Source organism: Ensifer sp. KUDG1 (assembly GCF_050434285.1).
Classification (GTDB): Bacteria; Pseudomonadota; Alphaproteobacteria; order Rhizobiales; family Rhizobiaceae; genus Ensifer.
Genome location: NZ_JBNDIG010000017.1, coordinates 18,647 through 36,062, shown reverse-complemented (window position 1 = coordinate 36,062; position 17,416 = coordinate 18,647). Strand labels below are relative to the sequence as shown.

Genomic DNA, 17,416 nt, shown 5'->3' with positions numbered 1-17,416 from the left:
CGGCGTGTCTGCTGATACGCAGGGCGCCACCTTGGCATGGGCCGCCTCCGGTTGTCTGGGGGCTGTCGGCGTCGCTCGCCCGTCACCCGAGAGCGGTTCCGGGGTGCGTGCTGGGGAGTGTGGAAGCGCCTTCTCCAATCGCGCTAAGATTTGTCAATTGTATATTTTTGGATGTACTGCAAGATGTTCTTTATCTAATTTTGGAAATGAAAATAGTATCTCTTTTATACGTAAGAATGGGTGAGTTTGTTTTCGGAATTTGGATTTTATTTCTATATTTCAAGTGCTGCGTTCTGTTCCCCGAGGAGCGGAGTGGTCGCTGGTTAATCCTAAAGGGCTATGGATTAATTTGAGGTAATACTATTGAGTTCTAAGATAATTAGGTAAATTGCTTCCGATAAAACGAAAAGATAATTTACACGCAGTTTTTGGCGTGCGAGAGTTTGGGCGAAGTTGACGTATTTTATTGCGAAGACCAAAGCTTGTATCCGTGCATAGATAAAATAAATTTCAGGTAACTTTGTATGATCTGATCGGTATCAGAAGTTTATTCCAAACAAATTCAACGAGACATGACGTCTCAAGGCGCATCATTCGTCCGTCCGTTCTCGGCGCGGCGGTTGAATGGCGTTCTATGGATCGAAGGGTGTCGCATGCATCGCAACGAGGCCGCTGCCCAGCCCACGCAAGCCGTCGCCCCGTCTCCGCCGTCCATGGCGAGATACTGGGCAAGGTTCCTCACCATATTCACCTGGTTTGCCGCTGTCGGACGCGCACTTTTGCGCCTGGCGGCAAGAACGGCCGTATCCTCGGTCAAGCAGGTTCGTCGATCGCGTGTGCTCTATGCGATGGACATAGCGTCTGCAGCTTTGGCGCTCGTGGCAGCCTTTTTCCTGCGCTACGGTTTCGACGCGATGTCGACCCGTCCGGAGTTGATCTGGGCGCTGGTATCGACCGGGCCGCTATATCTTCTGGCCTGTGCGCTCGCCTTTCCGGTCGCCGGATTGTACGCCCGCGATTGGCGCTACTGCTCCGTTTCGGATCTGCGCTCGATCCTACAGGCCGTCTTGATCAGTTCGGCGGCGCTGGTTTTGATGTCGTTCTTTGCGAACCGTCTGCAGGATATGCCGCGAAGCGTCGTGCCGCTCGAGGCGCTGCTTTTGACCGCATTCTTGTCGGCTTCGCGGCTGAGCTTCCGGCTTGACGAACTGGCGTTGCGCCCAAGCCGGCGCCAGCCGGTCGCCGAGGACAATGCCGAGCAGATCCCGACCTTGCTCGTCGGCAGCGGCCATGCGGCAGACCTCTATCTAAGAGCGCTCCGCCGCGATCCGCATTGCAGCCATAAGCCGGTCGGCTGCCTGGAAGTGACGCCGGAGCATACGGATATGACGTTGCGCGGCATTCCGATCCTCGGCGCGCTCAGCGATTTCGATAGTGTGGTCTGTGCGCTCGCAGAGAGTGGGCAGCTGCCGCGCCATGTCGTCTTTACCGAAGCGCTTTCGGCGTTCGGCGATGGTGCGGAGGATGTGATGCGGCGCGCTGAAGCGCGTGGCATGACCGTATCGCGCCTGACGCAGATCACGGAACTCAAGAGCGCCAAGCAGGAAAGCCGTTTCGAGCTGCGCTCGATCGAGCTGACGGATCTTCTGGAGCGCCCGCAGGCAGCCCTCGACAACGAGGCAATTCTGCGCCTCATCCGCGGCCGTCGCGTCCTGATCACCGGCGCCGGTGGTTCGATCGGCAGTGAGCTTACCTTGCAGGTGGCAGCGCGCGAACCGGCCGAGCTCATCCTGGTCGAGAACTGCGAGTACAATCTCTATGCGATCGATATGGAGCTCGGAGAGCGCTATCCGGCCGTCAAACGAACCGCAAACCTTTGCAACGTCCGCCGGGCCAATCGTGTCAACGACGTCTTTGCCAAGTATCGGCCGGAACTCGTCTTCCATGCTGCCGCACTCAAGCATGTGCCGATGGTGGAGCTTAACCCCTGCGAGGGCGTGCTGACCAATGTGATCGGCACGATGAACGTGGCGAATGCCGCCCGCCGCTTCAAGGTGCAGGCGATGGTGCAGGTGTCGACCGATAAGGTCGTCAACCCGACCAGCGTGATGGGCGGGACCAAGCGGCTGGCCGAACTCTATTGCCAGGCGCTCGACCTTCATTGCCTGAAGAAGGGCTCCGGCCCGCGTTTCATGACCGTTCGCTTCGGCAACGTGCTCGGTTCGAGCGGCTCGCTGATCCCGTTGTTCAAGCGGCAGATCGCCAAGGGTGGCCCGCTGACGGTGACGGATCCGCGCATGACACGCTTCTTCATGACCATTCGCGAAGCCGTCGAACTGACGCTACAGGCTTCCGCCTACGGTCTGGAAGGCGAAATCGGCAAGGGCGAGATTTTCGTTCTCGATATGAATGAACCGATCAAGATCATCGACATCGCCAAGCGGATGATCCGGCTTGCCGGTCTCACGCCGGGCAAGGACATCGACATCGAGATCATCGGCCTGAGGCCCGGCGAAAAGCTCTATGAGGAGCTGTTCGATAGCGGCGAGCAACGCATCAGCTCTCCCATTCCGGGCGTGCTCGGCGCGATCCCGAATGCCGTGCCCTTGACGACACTCAAGGAGATGTTCGCGCGCCTGAAGCTTTTTGCCGAACTCGGCGACCAGGCGATGGTTTTTGCGATCATGAACAGCCTCATTCCCGGCTTCGACAAGCATCCGGCCGAAGGTACGGCTGGGGCGCTCTCGTCGGATGACGGGGAGGAAGGGGCCGCCGACGCCGATGTCGCGCATCTGACTGACGATGTCCTGCAAGCAGCGCTGTCGAGCCTTAGGCGGGGCCCGCCTTCGACGCCGATGCCGATGTGATCTGTGCGATCTTTCGAACGCTTGTATGGAGCGCGGCCTGATGTTGATTGACGCGAGCGACTATTCTCCGGTCAGGCAGCCGCCACAGCGGGTGGCCGTTGCCGCGGGATCGGCGGTTGCCGGCGTGGTGCCGAAACAACGGATCGCGGTGCTTTCGAGCTACAGCCGTTCGCTCACCAATTTTCGGCTGGAGCTGCTGCGGCGCCTGGTCGAGGCCGGCCATTCGGTTCTGGCCGTCGGGCCGGAAGAGGACGAGGACGTCGTCCGTCAGCTTGCCGCGATCGGTGTGGAGTTCGTCCGCTCGCCGATGGCACGCACGGGGCTCAATCCCCTGACGGATCTGACGACGCTCTGGTCCTACTGGCGGCTCTTTCGTTCACGGCAGATCGATGTCGTGATCCCCTATACGATGAAGCCGATCGTTTACGGCGGCATTGCCGCCCGGCTGGCCGGCGTCAAGCGACGGTATTTTCTCGTGACCGGCCTTGGCCACGTCTACTCGGATGCCGCAAGCAAGCGGTGGGTCGGGCGCCGCATCAAGCAGCTGAGCGTGCTGCTCTACCGGCTGGCGCTCAAGGGGGCTGGCGGGGTCTTTGCCTATAACCGTGCGGATTCCGCCGACATCGAGAGCTGCAGGCTGATCTCCGATCAGCGCGAACTGACGCTGGTCCCGGGCTCTGGGGTCGATCTCGACCACTATGCCTTTTCGAGCCCGCCCAGCGGGCGCCCGGTCTTTCTGCTTGTCGCCCGCCTGCTGAAGGACAAGGGGATCAGCGAATATGTCGAGGCCGCGCGCCTCGTCCGCCAACAATTTCCGGAGGCCGAATTTCGCCTTCTGGGGCAGTTCGATCCCAGTCCGGCGGCGATCTCGGCTGAGACCATCGACGGATGGGTCAAGGACGGCAGCCTGAACTATCTCGGCGAAACCACGGATGTGCGTCCGCATCTCACCAATTGCAGCGTTTTCGTCCTACCGTCCTATTATCGCGAGGGCATACCGCGCAGCATTCTCGAGGCGATGTCGACGGGGCGCGCGGTGGTCACCACCGATCTGCCGGGCTGCGACGAGACGGTGGTCGACGGGCTCAATGGTTACCTGGTGGAGCCGCGCAACGCCAAGCAACTGGCCGAAGCCATGTGCCGCTTCCTGAGAGCGCCTTCGCTGATTGCGGACATGGGGCTCAGGTCACGTGAACTCGCCCAATCAAAGTTCGACGTGCATGCCGTCAACAAGCTGCTTCTTGAGCGCATGGCATTGATCTGACGGGCACATTTCACCTTTTTCAGAATAGTCGCGAGTGTTCTCCAAGAAAAGAACAACCGCGACGATGCTTTTCTAGAACCTTTCGGTTGCACGTGTTTCTAGCGCTTCAATGAGAAACTCATAATTTTCGATGTATACATTACTAATAGTTGTTGAATTGACGGTTGCTATGCATAATCGCCTTCGAGGGATATTTGAGGCGATTGTCTTACGATGGCAGGCAGCGTCGTTCACATCATCAACGACCTTAACGGAAACGGCGGCGCCGAGCGCCTGGTCGTGGAAATGGCGCAGCGACAGACGCGGTTTTCGGCAACGGTAATCGTGTGGAAGGGAGCCAATAACGAGCTCCTGGAAGACACGGCCTTCGCTGCCGTGACGATTATCGCGGTCAAGCTGTCGAGCCCCCGTTCGATCGCCAAAGCATGGCGCGCGATGCGCGCAGCGGACGTCGTGCACGTCCACCTTTTTCCGTCCCTCTATTTTTGCGCGCTCCTGCCCTTTCGGAAAATCTACACCGAGCACAACACCTGGAACCGCCGAAGGGCGAGGCGTTGGTTGCGCGGTATCGAACGCTGGGTCTATGGCCGTTACGACTGTGTTGCGGCGATCAGCACACCTGTCCGCGACCACCTGTCCGAATGGCTGGCGCCTATGGCCGCGAAAATCCACATCGTCGAAAACGGCGTCAGCCTGGACCGGTTTGCGTCGGCGCGCGACCGCAAGCCGAGACAGGATGGCCTCTTCTACATCGGCATGGTCGGAAGCTTCACCGAGAAGAAGGACCAGGAAACCATCGTGCGCGCCCTCCAGCGGCTTCCGGGCAATGTCCATGCGGTCTTTGCCGGTGTGGGGGACCGCCGTCCGATCGTCGAAGAACTCGCCGGCGCTCTGGGCGTGCGCGAGCGCGTCCACTTTTCCGGCTTGGTCCGGGATATCCCGGCGTTCCTCGGCCGCCTTGATCTCTATGTGCAATCGTCCCACTGGGAAGGCTTCGGGGTGGCGGTGGTCGAGGCGATGGCGTCGGACCTGCCGGTCCTGGTCAGCGATGTCGGAGGGTTGGCCGTCGTCGTAGACAACGACGACTACCGCTTCCCGGCGAAAAACCACGGGCAGCTTGCCGACCGCATTCGAGAACTTTCCAGCGATGAGGAGAAGTATCGCAATGCAACAGCCTATGCGCGCCGCCGTGCGCAGGGCTTTTCGATCGACCGGACCGTCTCGTGCTACGAGGATCTTTACGATCTGATCAAGCCCGGTCCGCCGACATTGACGACGGCCGGCGCAGATACCGGCGCCTCTCGGTACCGCCGTTCCTCGCACCCGTCACAGGATCTGCCCTGAGCAGTCGCGGCGTTCTGTCGGGGGATGTGGAGAAAGCACGAGGCGACACGATCGGGCCACCGGGATCGTGGCATCACGCAGCGGCCCATTCGAAAGCAACTGCTGAAATGTAACTTGGAATCTCCGGGGGAGTTGGTATTATCCCTGCATTGTTTTCGAATATACTGAAATTAACTGTTGTCGTTTTCATGTTTTGGGAGCCGATGTCGGCCAGTTTACCCTCAGGATCGCTTTAGCGGGCGCTGAGCCCCTGTCTGGAAAGGCAGGCGGCAGAGCAATCGGCCGCTGCCAGACGCCCCCCAGGGTTCGAGAGCCGCAGGCAATTTTTATAGGTTGTCCGACCATGGTGATGAGCGCCCGGCAGTTTTATTCGGGAAACGACGGCTCGACGGACTGGGTCCGGGAGTCGGAGTTCTTCGCGAGACTGAAGATGCGAAACGGCACCTTCAAGCTCACACAGCCGTCGCGCTTTCGCGAGCTGGAAACGGCATTCAGGCCCTTGCTTTCGCAGAGGGCAGGGCAGTTGCGGGAGGTGCTCGATGTCGGCGTTTCCACCGGCGTGACGACGGTCGAGCTTTTGCGATACCTGGAGGCCTGCGGGGCGAAACCGAAGATCACCGCCACCGATCTCTTCATCGACGCGCACATCGTCGACGTGGCGCCAGGGGTCCGCGTTCTTGCCGATCCGGAAGGTTGGCCGCTGCAATATGATGTCGCCGGTCTTGCGATCCGACCCTGGATCCGACGGCTCGACTATGTGTCCCTTGCCTTCATTCCGCGCCAACTGGCGAAATCGATGCTGCAGCCGCGCCTACGCGCGCTGATCCGCAGCGGAAGGAGCGAGCCGGTCCAGATGATCACGCGGTCGTTGTCGCGCGACGATTCCATCGCATTCGTCGAGGATGACATCATGCGGCGCTCGCCGGACTTCGCCGGCCGCTTCGATCTCGTCAGAGCCGCGAACATTCTCAACAGGAGTTACTTCTCCAACGCGCAGATCCGCTTGGCCGTGTCCAACATTCGATCCTATCTGAGCGGCGCCGGAAGCCTGCTGATCGTGACCCGGACGAACGAGAAGGGCGAAAACGGGGGAACGCTTTTCGAGGTCGGCGCCGACGGCCGGTTCAAGGTCCTGATGCGCGTCGGCTCAGGATCCGAAGTGGAAGACCTGATCCTTGGTTGCCCCGCGCCCTGAGGCACTGGGCGGTTCAACCGGTCTCACCTAGGACACGCCTCGGCTTTGTCGCTTTCCCAAGCGACGACATCTCAGCGAAACGGTAAACCTGATGGCCAGAGCCTTGACGCCGCCCGGGCGACAAGGAAGATTGCAACCCAGACGGAAGGTCCGGTCACGGACGCACTGGCCGAGGGCCGGTCGCGCTCCGGGCCGGCTCGGCGGCTCAAGGAAACCACCTGCACTTAAGATCCAGGCGCCTCCGATCGCGATGAGGTGTCGCGAGGGAAATCGACTTGAAAAGGATATTGGTTACCGGTGGAGCCGGGTTTATTGGCGCCCACCTTGCCCGGCGGCTGGTGAAGGCCGGCCACGACGTCACCATCCTCGACGATCTGAGTTCGGGAAAGCGAGAAAACGTTCCGCAGGCTGCGACCTTCATCGAGGGGTCGGTGCTCGACCGCGACGCCTTGCGCCGCGCGCTCGCCAATGTGGACGCCTGCATCCATTTGGCGGCGATCTCCTCGGTGGAACGGTGCAAGCGCCAACTGACGTCATCGCACGCAATCAACATAACCGGTTTCCTCACGATCATTGAGGAGCTTGCCCATTCCCAGGCGCATCTTCCGCTTGTCTACGCCTCATCGGCCGCGGTTTACGGGGCGAGCCAGGAATTGCCGCTTTCCGAAACCGGACGTTGTATCCCGCTTTCGCCTTACGGTGCGGACAAGCTTTCCTGCGAGCTTCACGCGCGATCTGCCTACGAGGTCTATGGTATCGCGAGCCTGGGCTTGCGTTTCTTCAATGTGTACGGGCCGGGGCAGGATCCATCGTCTCCCTATTCCGGCGTGATCGCGAAGTTTGCCGAACGGCTGGAGCGCGGTGAAAACATCACCATCCATGGCGATGGTCGCCAGACCCGTGATTTCGTCCACGTCGATGACGTCGTGGAGGCATTGCTGCACGCGCTTGGCCGCTGGGACACGGGCGCGCGCATCGTCAATGTTTGCAGCGGTGTTGAGACATCGATCAGCGACCTTGCGCGGATCATGATCGAGGAAACCGGCAGCCGCTCGGATCTCACCTATATCGACGGCCTACTGGGTGAAGTCAGGCGATCGCGCGGGTGTGTTGAAGCGCTCCAGGCAAAACTCGACTATCGCTGCGCAACCGACCTTCGAACCGGGCTCGCGCGATTGCTGCAGTGATCGCGATGGCAGACCGGGCGGCGATGTTCGCGGCTGCGGAGTGCGTTGCTCGCGCCGCTCCCGGCTTTTGCCGTTCTCAAATCGCGACGTGCCAATCCTCGCTGGCTGAGGCTTTTGTGTTCAACTTCCATGGTGTAGAAACGTCGGGAACGACCCAGACGGGAATCATCAAGGGGATCCGCGCATGGAACTGCTGACGCTTCAACATTTCGCGGGTTGCGTCGGTCAGGCGTTCGATCTGTCTTTGGGAGAGAGCACGATGCCCTTGACCCTGGCAGAAGCCACGCCCGGCACGACGCACATCATGCCCGGCATGCTTCGCGCCCCCTTTTCCCTCGTCTTCCGCAGCGGTTCGGCGATCGTGCTGCCGCAGCAGATCTATCGGCTGAAAAATGCGTCGCTCGGGGCGCTCGATATTTTTCTCGTGCCGGTCGCCCGTGACAAGCAGGGCATCGTCTATCAGGCTGTTTTCAATTAAGCCACGACGGCGGTCAGCGGTCACCTGCTTCGGCGTGGTTGCTGCAAGGCCATTCCATGCGGACGTGTGACGGGCCGTTTTCAACCGCTCGGAACCCAAGGCGGTAATAGAGCGCTTGAGCCCGGAAATTGTGCTGTTCGACGTGCAGGCTTATGGCTGTGGCCGCCGCGAGGGCAGCCTGTTGCTGGATGGCTGCGATAAGCCTCGTCCCCAGGCCCTGGCGGCGCCATTGCGGAAGAAACCCAATGTCGACGATCAGCCATCGGTCCTTGTTCCAATCCAGATAGACGCGCCCAATCGGCTGGGATTCGGCCTCGGCGACCAGATAATCCGCATCGGCAAAGGTCGCCATGTAGTGGCGATGCTGGAACAGGAACTGCTGATCGAGAAAGGCGAGTTTCCGCTCGGGCGGCCAGGGTACCGGCGCCAGTTCGTCCGCCCGAAACGATCGGTAGAGTTCCAGCAGGAACGGAACGTCTTCCGACGTGGCATGGCGCAAAGACAGGCCTGCGACAGTGATGCGAGCGGGGACAGTCCGCACTGGAAAGTCCACCAGGGGCATGGTGTCGGATGTCGTCACGAGAATTGCGGAAACACGCCTTGAAGGGCGATACTGAAGTTCACCGCGAGAAAGGGTTGACGGTTTTCATGCGACGAACCGCCTCCCGTGGGGCCGATCATACCCGCGGCGAACTTTGCATCCGCCGTGGCGTCCTTGGCCATGACCGGGCTGTCGAGAGGCAAGGTCAGTGAGTTCCCGGCTGACGGGGCACTTGCCCTTTTCGTCGAGTCCGGCTGCAGATAGGCGGTAAATGAATGGGTGTGTCCCGGCATTTCCGGAGTGTGCAGGGTGACATTGTCCGCGCCAAAAGCCAGTCCGGCCGATCGCGGCGAAAGGCCGGGTCCGGTTCCCGAACCGCAGCTGGCTCGGCCGGAGAAATTCGGCAGTTGGAAGGTGTTTCGACCGTCTCCTCCGTACGTGACGCCAATGAGCGAGTAGAGCGTGGTATTCTGGCGGATCAGAATTGTGGTGCCGTTGCAGAAAGCCCAATCTCTTGGCGCAAAATCGAAACCGAACAATTGGATTTCACCAACGAAAGGCTCTGTCATTCTTTCCCCCTAATTGTGAAATGGCCGCTCGTATCAGCTTTGCGTCGGGTAGATGCCGACGACTGCTATGCAGAACTGCACCGGCAACGTCGGCATTGTGTTGTCATGAGGGAGGTTGCCACCGGCCGGCTCGGTTGAACTCGGGTTGGTTTTCTGCGCGTCAAGACCGGAGACGTCCGTGGCATACATCGTATTGCTGCTAAGCGCCCCGAGTTCGACGCCCGCGCCGATGGTCGTGGCATTTGCAGCGGCGTTCGTTGCGTACATCGGGTGGCTGTGCGTCGGCAAATGCGTGCTCAAAAGCGTGACGCTTTCGGTGCCGCCGACTGCGCCGATCGCGTATGGCGAGCGGTTTGGTGCGCTGCCGAAGTGAAGCGGCACACGGCCGCGCAGGTCCGGAACACGGAAATTCGATTGGCCATCGCCGCCGTAGGTGGTTCCGATCAGATTGAACAGCAGTTCGTTGTCGGCGATCGGCAACAGCGTACCATCACAGGCTTGCCACCCGATCGGCACACGTGGAAACCCGAACATTCGAATTTCTCCAACATAGGGAGCGCTCATGTTAAACCTCCGGCGACTGGCTCAGTTGCGTGATGGGTAGATGCCCGTCAGTGCGATGCTAAAATTGATGGCGGAGTAGGGTTGCATGTTGGAATGAGCCTGTCCGTCGCCTGCCGGCGCCACGCTTGGCTGAGAGAGTTGCACCTGGGTTTCTCCCGTCGGTGCGTAGATCGGCAAAGTTGTGGTGGCATAGAGCATGTTTGCGGGCACGCGCAACTTGCCGGGGGCGGTCGTCCCCTTGCCCTGATGCGTGTGCGGCGGGATTTCGGCAGAGGTGAGCGCCACCGCTTCTTCGCCGTCGTGGTTGCCGATCCCATAAGGTGTCGGCGGTTGCCAACCCGCGTCGGCGGATGGTCCGAAAGCAACGGGCGTTCGGCCGCGCAGGTCGGGAAGCGCGAAATTGTTCGTTCCGTTGCCGCCATATTTGGTCATCAGCAGAGAGAACAGTGCCTGGTACTGGGCGATCGGCATAATCTGACCGTTGCAGAGCGCGAACCCTCGCGGCGCAAAATTGAATCCGCCCATCATTATCTGCCCGATGAAGACTTCGGTCATGCGTGCCGCGCTCCCTATTCCCGACGACTCTGGATATCCCCTGTGGCGCACTCTCTCTCATAACGAGCATCTTGGGAAGTGACGGTACGCGATCTTTTTATTCGTATTCGCGCACAGGTAGTGCGATTCTGGGTTGTGAGACTCGATTTTACATGTCAATCAGTGGACGAGGCGGTGAACGGACTGATCGTGACGATGGACGAGCGTCCATGCGGCGCACGGTGCGCGCGGGGGCGGCGACATGTTTCAACGATTTCGGGGACGAGTCTGGGGCGCGCGCGCCCGGTGGGCGCAGGGGGCTTCGTTCCTCGTATTTACAGTTCTTGTCTGTATGGCCAGCCTTTTGCCCGCGACCGTCGCGAGGGCAGCTTGCTCGCCGACCCAGTCGGCCACGATCGCCTCCGGCGGCACCGTGATGTTCACCTGCGCGGCCGGTGGCTTTGGCGGTACGATTACGGCTCCGTCGCACGGAAGCCTGACATTTGGCACACCACAGAACGTTTATGCGTTGGTCTATACCAACAATGGAGACGGGGCGACGTCGGACACCTTTATCGTGGAGGACGATCTCGCCGAGCCCGTCACGTTCAACATCACGATTACGCCTTCAAGTTCGCCACTGACGGTAACGCCAGCAAGCATGCCGACGCCAGTTGTCGGAACCGCCTACAGCCAAGTTCTCAGCACCACCGGTGGCGTCGCGCCCTACAATTATGTGCAGGTGGGCGGGACAATGCCGCCGGGGCTGACGGTCAATGCGGGCGCGATCACGGGAACGCCGACCGGATCCGGAAATTATGGCTTCACGCTTCGTGTGACCGATTCCACTGCTCCGACGGCGCTGTTTGTCGACAAGAGTTACAGCGTCAACATTGCCGCGCCGGTATTCAACGTGACGCCGGCGACGGTGCCTGACGGGAACGTCGGAGCGGCCTACAGCGTGCAGTTCAACGCAAGCGGCGGCACGGCTCCCTATACATTCACGCGCGATAGCGGCAATGCGCTGCCAAGCGGTCTGACACTGTCGCCCGGGGGGCTGCTATCCGGCACACCGACGGCTGCGGGGAGCGCGACCTTCGTGCTGAAGGTGCAGGACAGCACCACGATCGCGACCGGCGGCAGCCATTCGAAAACGCAATCGGTGACGATTACCATCAACAATTTTCCGCCGGTAACCTTTGTTCCGCCGAGCGGTTCCACGCTCGCTGCCGGCACGGTCGGCAGCCCCTACTCGCACACGGTTTCGGCTTCTGGCGGTTCGGGCGCAATCAGTTACTCGGTTCCGCCCGGCGCGCTTCCGGTCGGCCTGAGTCTGAACACGACGACCGGAGCGATCACGGGCACACCGACGGACGCGGCGATCGGTGCAACGACGTTCACCGTGACGGCGACGGCGGCGACATCCGGCACTGCCTCGGCAACCTACACGATCAACGTTTCGGCGCCGCCAGTGGTGTTGATGCCGGCGGCCGGCGCGCTTTCGGGTGGAACGGTGGGTGTTGCCTACTCAAACAGCTCGATTTCGGCGACAGGGGGTGTCGGTGCGATCACCTATTCGGTGTCGGCGGGCGCCCTGCCGGCGGGTCTGAGCATCAATCCCTCGACGGGCGCGATCACCGGAACGCCGCTTCCTGGCGCCTATGGTTCCGCGCCTTTCACGGTGACGGCGACGGCTGCGACCGTCGGAACCGATTCCAAAGTCTATTCGATCGCCATTGCAGCGCCACCCGTAGTGCTGACGCCACCTGCCGGAGCGCTTGCCGGCGGCGACGTGAACGTGGCCTATCCGGGTGCATCGATCTCTGCGACCGGCGGCGTGGGGACGTTTACCTATGTGGTCACGGCCGGCACCCTTCCAGACGGCCTCAGCTTGAGTTCGACCGGTGCGATTTCCGGCACGCCGACGGCGGCAGCTTACGGCACCAAAAATTTCACGATCACCGCGACAGGCTCGACCGCCGGTTCGGCGGCGGCCGCCTACAGCATCACGATTTCCGCGCCGCCCATGACCCTGACGCCAGCGGGCGGCGCGTTGACGGCCGCGACTGCCGGGACGGCCTACTCCGATACGTCGATCGCAGCCGTGAACGGGCTTGGGACGGTCAGTTATGCCGCAGCCCCGGGAACGCTGCCCCCCGGCCTTAGCCTGGCCTCGTCAAGCGGCGCGATCACAGGCACGCCGACGGTTGCAGGCGCCTTCAACGTCACCGTTACGGCGACCGACACGCATAGCCGGACGGCGAGCGAAAACTACAGCATCAATGTCGCCGCAGTGGCTCCGGGCGCGCCGACGGCAGTTATGGCCACGGCAGATGACACCCGCGCCGCTGTGAGCTTCACGCCGCCCGCCTTCGACGGCGGCACCGCGATTACAGGCTATGTCGTCACATCAAGCCCAGGCAACTTCACCGGGAGCGGATCAACGAGCCCGATCACTGTGAGCGGCCTTGCCAACGGCACCAGCTACACCTTTACTGTGACCGCGAGCAACAGCGTCGGCGTCGGCCCTGCGTCAGCGCCCTCCGGCGCCGTGATCCCTCAGGGCAACCAGACGATCTCGTTTGCCAATCCCGGCGCACAGAACTTCGGCACCAACCCGACGCTGAGCGCGACCGCGAGTTCCGGTCTGCCTGTTGCATTTACGTCGTCGACGACGGCCGTTTGTACGACCGATAGTGGCGGGACACTGACGTTCCATTCGGCTGGAAACTGCACCATCATCGCCGAGCAGGTCGGCAATGCCAGTTTTCGACCGGCGCCGCTTGTGACCCAGCACTTCACCGTCAATGCGGTTTCGCCCGGCGCACCGACGATCGGCGCGGCGACGGCCGGTGATACGTGGGCGGACGTCGCCTTCACTGCGCCGGCGAGCACCGGCGGTGCGGCGATCGTCAGCTACACCGTCACGTCAAGCCCGGGTGGCTTTACAATGAGCGGTTCATCGAGCCCCATTAGGGTGAGCGGGCTCACAAACGGCACGTCCTATACGTTTACGGTGACGGCGACCAATAGCAGCGCTGCTCCCGGCCCGGCGTCGGTCCCTTCCAATGCGGTGACGCCGCGATCGCCGCAGACGATCAACTTTGTCAATCCGGGCGCGCAGAACTTCGGCACCACGCCGACACTGACGGCATCGTCGAGCGCGAGTTTGCCTGTTGCCTTTACATCCTCGACCGCGGCCGTGTGCACGATCACCCCCGGCGGCGATCTGACCTTCCACAGCGCAGGGAACTGCATGATTGCTGCGGACCAGGAGGGTGACGGCACTTATCTTCCGGCGCCAACTGTGAGCCACAGCTTCACCGTCGATGCGGTTGCTCCGGGCGCGCCGACCGCGGTGACGGCGACGCCAGGCGATGGTGAAGCGATCGTCCAGTTCACGGCGCCGTCGAACACAGGTGGTTCGGGCATCAACCTCTACACCGTCACGTCGAGCCCCGGCGGCCACGTCGCGACGAACAATGTGAGCCCAGTCACGGTTACGGGTCTTTCCAACGGCACACCCTATACGTTCACGGTGACAGCGACCGGCAACGGGGGACTGGGGCCGGCGTCCGGCGTCTCCAATGCGGTCACCCCCATGGGGGCGCAGACGATCACCTTCGCCAATCCCGGCCCGCAGAACTATGCGGCGCCGGTGAACCTGACGGCGAGCGCCAGTTCCGGGCTTCCCGTAGCCTGGCAATCCATGACGCCCGGCGTCTGCGTCGTCACCTCAGGCGGTGCGGTAACCTTCCGCAATGGTGGCGATTGCGAGATCGAAGTCTCGCAAGCTGGCAACGGCGCTTTTCTCGCTGCTCCTTCCGTCCGTCAACTGTTCCAGGTCTCCGCGCCGAACTTCGTTTTCACTCCGGCTTCCGGCGCGCTTCCGACGGCAACGGCAGCGACGGCCTATAGCCAAACCTTCAGCGTCAGCGGCGGAACGGGGCCACATAGCTATACGGTGGCGGTCGGTGCCTTGCCGAGCGGCCTGGTCCTTTCCTCCGGAGGTGCCCTGTCCGGCACACCGACGGCGGATGGAACCTTCAACTTCACAGTGAGCGCCAGGGATACCTACGGCGCGTCCAGCACCAGCAGCTACAGCCTGATTGTTCGGGTGCAGGCGCCGGTTGCCGGCGCTACGACGAAGACGGTTGCCGCCAACTCGACGGCGAATGTGATTGCGCCCAATCTTTCCGGTGGCGCCGCCGCTTCCGTAACCATCACCGGCGCGCCATCGCACGGCACAGCCACGGTGGCCGGGACGTCGTTCAACTATACGCCGACCGCGGGTTTCTCCGGTACTGACAGCTTCAGTTACACCGCAACGAACGCGACCGGGACATCAGCGCCGGCGACGGTTACGGTGACGGTGTCTGCGCCGATCTTCGCCTTTACGCCCGTTCCTGGATCGCTTTCCGGGGCGACCGTTGCCCAGCCCTACGATCAGACGATTTCGGCGGCCAACGGAACCGGGCCTTACAGCTACGCGATCACCGGTTCGCAGCCGCCGGGCCTGACGCTTGCAGCCGACGGCCGCCTGTCGGGCACGCCGACGACGGACGGCAAATACAGCTTCACGATCGAGGCGACCGACGCGAACGGCGCAACCGGCTCTGCCACCTATAGCCTGGCAGTCGCGGTCGAGGCGCCGTCGGCCGGCGCCGTCGCTGCCACAGTTGCCGCCAATTCGACGGCAAACACCATTTCGCTCAGCCTCTCGGGCGGCGCGTCCGCATCGGTGGCGATCGCAAGTCCGCCGTCGCGCGGTGCGGCGTCGATCTCCGGCTTGCAGATCCTCTATACACCTGAGCCAGGCTATTCGGGCACCGAAAGCTTCACCTACACCGCATCGAATGCGACCGGCACATCCACGCCGGCAACCGTCACGGTGACGGTCTCGCCGCCGGTGCTGGTGTTTGCGCCGGCAGGCGGGACGCTGGCCAACGGCGTGCCCGGCGTCGCCTACAGCCAAACCATCGCCGCCAGCGCCGGCATGGCGCCGTACAGCTACGTCGTCACGTCGGGTGCTCTGCCCGGTGGTTTGACGCTGGATGGATCAAGCGGGGCGATTTCGGGACGGCCGGCAGCCGACGGCGATTTCAGCTTCACCGTGACGGCGACCGATGCCAATGGTGCGACAGGGCAGGCGAGCTATCGGATCGCCGTGGCATCCGCCAGCTTCGTCTTCACGCCTGCGCCCGGCAATCTTGCCGACGCGATGGTCGGCGAGGCCTATTCGCAACGCATCTCGGCCACCGGTGGCACCGGCGCGCTGGTCTACAGCTTGAAGAGCGGCGTCCTGCCAAAGGGCATGGTGCTCAACATTACGACCGGCGAGCTGACCGGACCGGTTGCCGCAGATGCGGTGCCCGACAGCTACAGCTTCGTGATCGCCGTGACCGACAGCCGTGGCGCCAGCGGAACGGCTGCCTATACGCTGAAGCTCAACGCCCGTGCGGTGACGGCGCCAAGCATCGTCATCGACGTGCCCGCCGGCACGGCACCGAACAACGTCTATCTCAACCGTGGCGCAACCGGCGGCCCAATCCTGAGTGCGCTGGTCGTTTCCGTCGTTCCTGCGATCGCCGGCCGCGCCGAGATCATCGAAGGTGAACTGGCGGCCGCCGGCGGCTTTACGCCGGTTGGCTATTATCTCAAGTTTACCCCCAATCCGTCGTTTTCCGGCTCGGCCGTTGTCGGTTACACCTTGAGGAGTGCGCTTGGTACGTCGGGTGCGGGAACCGTCACCTACAGAATAGCGCTCGACCGTGTCGCAGCCGGCGAGGAGATCGACGGCCTGGTGCGCGATTTCGTACGCAACCGGCAGAGCCTTTTGTCGTCGACGGTCAAGGTTCCGGGGCTGATCGAGCGCCGTCGGGCGGCGGCCAGCACCGATCCGGTGACGACGGCTGTCGCACCGTCCGAACGGGGCGCGCGCCTTGGCTTCTCGACCAGCCTCACGCAGATCCAGGCGGCGCGCGATGCCGCCGACGCGGCGGCAGCCGGCCAGACCTTCGTGAAGACCGATCAGCCCTTCGACGTCTGGATGGACGGCAGCTTCCTGTTCCACAAGGACAAGGATGACGACAGCGACAAGTGGGGCAATTTCGCCCTGTTCTCGATCGGCGCGGACTATCTCGTCAGCGAGCGGGCGCTGGTCGGCCTGTCCTTCCACTACGACTACATGAGCGATCCGACCGACGAGGATGCCGAACTGACCGGCAATGGCTGGCTCGCCGGTCCCTATGCCTCGTTCGAAATCGGCCAGGGCGTCTTCCTTGATGCCAACCTGCTCTATGGCGGCTCGTCGAACGACATCGACACCGGCATCTTCACCGGCACCTTCGACACGACCCGCTGGATGGCGGACGTCAAGCTGACCGGCGAGTGGCAGCTCGACGAGATCACCGTGCTGACACCGAAGCTCAGAGCCGTCTACTTTAACGAAGAGGTCGACGATTACACCGTCAAGAACGCGCTTGGAGAGACGATCGACCTCGAGGGGTTCATCGAGGAACAGGCCCGCTTCAGCATCGGCTTTGATGTCGAGCGGACGCTGGAGCTGGAAAACGGCCTGATCCTGTCGCCGACGATCGGCGCCGATGTCGGCTTTGCGTCGCTCGATGGCGAAGGCCCGTTTGGCCGGGTCTCGGCCGGGCTTGCCCTTTCCAACAACGACAACTGGGACCTCGACTTCTCGCTGTTGTTCAACATCGAGGGTGACGGCTCACAAGCCGCCGGCGCCAAAGTCGGCGCCCGCGTCCGGTTCTGACGGCCACGATACGGCGGTATCGCGTTGCGCTCGACGCGATACCGATGGATGGGTGGCGCTTGGGCGATACGTCCGTTGCGATCGACCGAACTTCGATT

Annotated in this window: 11 protein-coding genes; 7 read left to right on the top strand and 4 right to left on the bottom strand. The window is 62.1% G+C overall.

Annotated elements, in window-relative coordinates; genetic code table 11:
• Positions 1-713: 713 nt before the first annotated feature.
• The 6 genes from M2267_RS29220 (at position 714) to M2267_RS29195 (ending at position 8,335) form a co-directional block, all read left to right on the top strand.
• Positions 714-2,867, top strand: coding sequence for a polysaccharide biosynthesis protein (locus M2267_RS29220; RefSeq protein ID WP_429119418.1), 2,154 nt, complete (start codon positions 714-716; stop codon positions 2,865-2,867).
• A gap of 40 nt (positions 2,868-2,907) precedes the next feature.
• The gene (locus M2267_RS29215; RefSeq protein WP_429119385.1) at positions 2,908-4,131 is read left to right on the top strand and encodes a glycosyltransferase family 4 protein; all 1,224 of its coding nucleotides are present in this window, start codon (positions 2,908-2,910) and stop codon (positions 4,129-4,131) included.
• A 213-nt stretch (positions 4,132-4,344) separates the two neighbouring features.
• A complete protein-coding gene (locus M2267_RS29210; RefSeq protein ID WP_429119384.1) occupies positions 4,345-5,475 on the top strand; it encodes a glycosyltransferase in 1,131 nt (376 codons plus the stop codon).
• 343 nt (positions 5,476-5,818) lie between these two features.
• Entirely contained in the window at positions 5,819-6,670 is an 852-nt protein-coding gene (locus tag M2267_RS29205; protein WP_429119383.1) for an ATP-binding protein, read from the top strand.
• Between the two features lie 275 nt (positions 6,671-6,945).
• Positions 6,946-7,857, top strand: a complete 912-nt coding sequence (locus M2267_RS29200) for an NAD-dependent epimerase/dehydratase family protein (RefSeq protein WP_429119382.1) — start codon at positions 6,946-6,948, stop codon at positions 7,855-7,857.
• A 184-nt stretch (positions 7,858-8,041) separates the two neighbouring features.
• Positions 8,042-8,335 carry a DUF6916 family protein gene (locus tag M2267_RS29195; RefSeq protein ID WP_043610790.1) on the top strand — a complete coding sequence of 98 codons (294 nt, stop codon included), beginning with the start codon at positions 8,042-8,044 and terminating at the stop codon, positions 8,333-8,335.
• 13 nt (positions 8,336-8,348) lie between these two features.
• On the opposite strand, the gene M2267_RS29190 is transcribed toward M2267_RS29195, so the two are convergent.
• The 4 genes from M2267_RS29190 to M2267_RS29175 are packed head-to-tail and all read right to left on the bottom strand — an operon-like array spanning position 8,349 to position 10,564.
• Positions 8,349-8,897, bottom strand: coding sequence for an N-acetyltransferase family protein (locus tag M2267_RS29190; protein ID WP_429119381.1), 549 nt, complete (start codon positions 8,895-8,897; stop codon positions 8,349-8,351).
• Positions 8,898-8,911: 14 nt separating this feature from the next.
• Entirely contained in the window at positions 8,912-9,445 is a 534-nt protein-coding gene (locus tag M2267_RS29185; protein ID WP_043610789.1) for a phage tail protein, read from the bottom strand.
• A 33-nt stretch (positions 9,446-9,478) separates the two neighbouring features.
• Positions 9,479-10,009, bottom strand: coding sequence for a phage tail protein (locus M2267_RS29180; RefSeq protein ID WP_429119380.1), 531 nt, complete (start codon positions 10,007-10,009; stop codon positions 9,479-9,481).
• Positions 10,010-10,030: 21 nt separating this feature from the next.
• Complete coding sequence (locus M2267_RS29175; protein WP_429119379.1) at positions 10,031-10,564, bottom strand: phage tail protein; 534 nt, start codon at positions 10,562-10,564, stop codon at positions 10,031-10,033.
• Between the two features lie 343 nt (positions 10,565-10,907).
• On the opposite strand from M2267_RS29175, the gene M2267_RS29170 reads away from it, so the two are divergent.
• Positions 10,908-17,318, top strand: coding sequence for a putative Ig domain-containing protein (locus M2267_RS29170; protein ID WP_429119378.1), 6,411 nt, complete (start codon positions 10,908-10,910; stop codon positions 17,316-17,318).
• Positions 17,319-17,416 lie beyond the last annotated feature (98 nt).

What these genes read in the sequence shown, in the direction of transcription:
- M2267_RS29190 (WP_429119381.1), bottom strand. Translation starts at nt 8,897, where the DNA reads ATGCCCCTGGTGGACTTTCCAGTGCGGACTGTCCCCGCTCGCATCACT.
- M2267_RS29175 (WP_429119379.1), bottom strand. Translation starts at nt 10,564, where the DNA reads ATGACCGAAGTCTTCATCGGGCAGATAATGATGGGCGGATTCAATTTT.
- M2267_RS29210 (WP_429119384.1), top strand. Translation starts at nt 4,345, where the DNA reads ATGGCAGGCAGCGTCGTTCACATCATCAACGACCTTAACGGAAACGGC.
- M2267_RS29220 (WP_429119418.1), top strand. Translation starts at nt 714, where the DNA reads ATGGCGAGATACTGGGCAAGGTTCCTCACCATATTCACCTGGTTTGCC.
- M2267_RS29185 (WP_043610789.1), bottom strand. Translation starts at nt 9,445, where the DNA reads ATGACAGAGCCTTTCGTTGGTGAAATCCAATTGTTCGGTTTCGATTTT.
- M2267_RS29180 (WP_429119380.1), bottom strand. Translation starts at nt 10,009, where the DNA reads ATGAGCGCTCCCTATGTTGGAGAAATTCGAATGTTCGGGTTTCCACGT.
- M2267_RS29195 (WP_043610790.1), top strand. Translation starts at nt 8,042, where the DNA reads ATGGAACTGCTGACGCTTCAACATTTCGCGGGTTGCGTCGGTCAGGCG.
- M2267_RS29215 (WP_429119385.1), top strand. Translation starts at nt 2,908, where the DNA reads ATGTTGATTGACGCGAGCGACTATTCTCCGGTCAGGCAGCCGCCACAG.
- M2267_RS29205 (WP_429119383.1), top strand. Translation starts at nt 5,819, where the DNA reads ATGGTGATGAGCGCCCGGCAGTTTTATTCGGGAAACGACGGCTCGACG.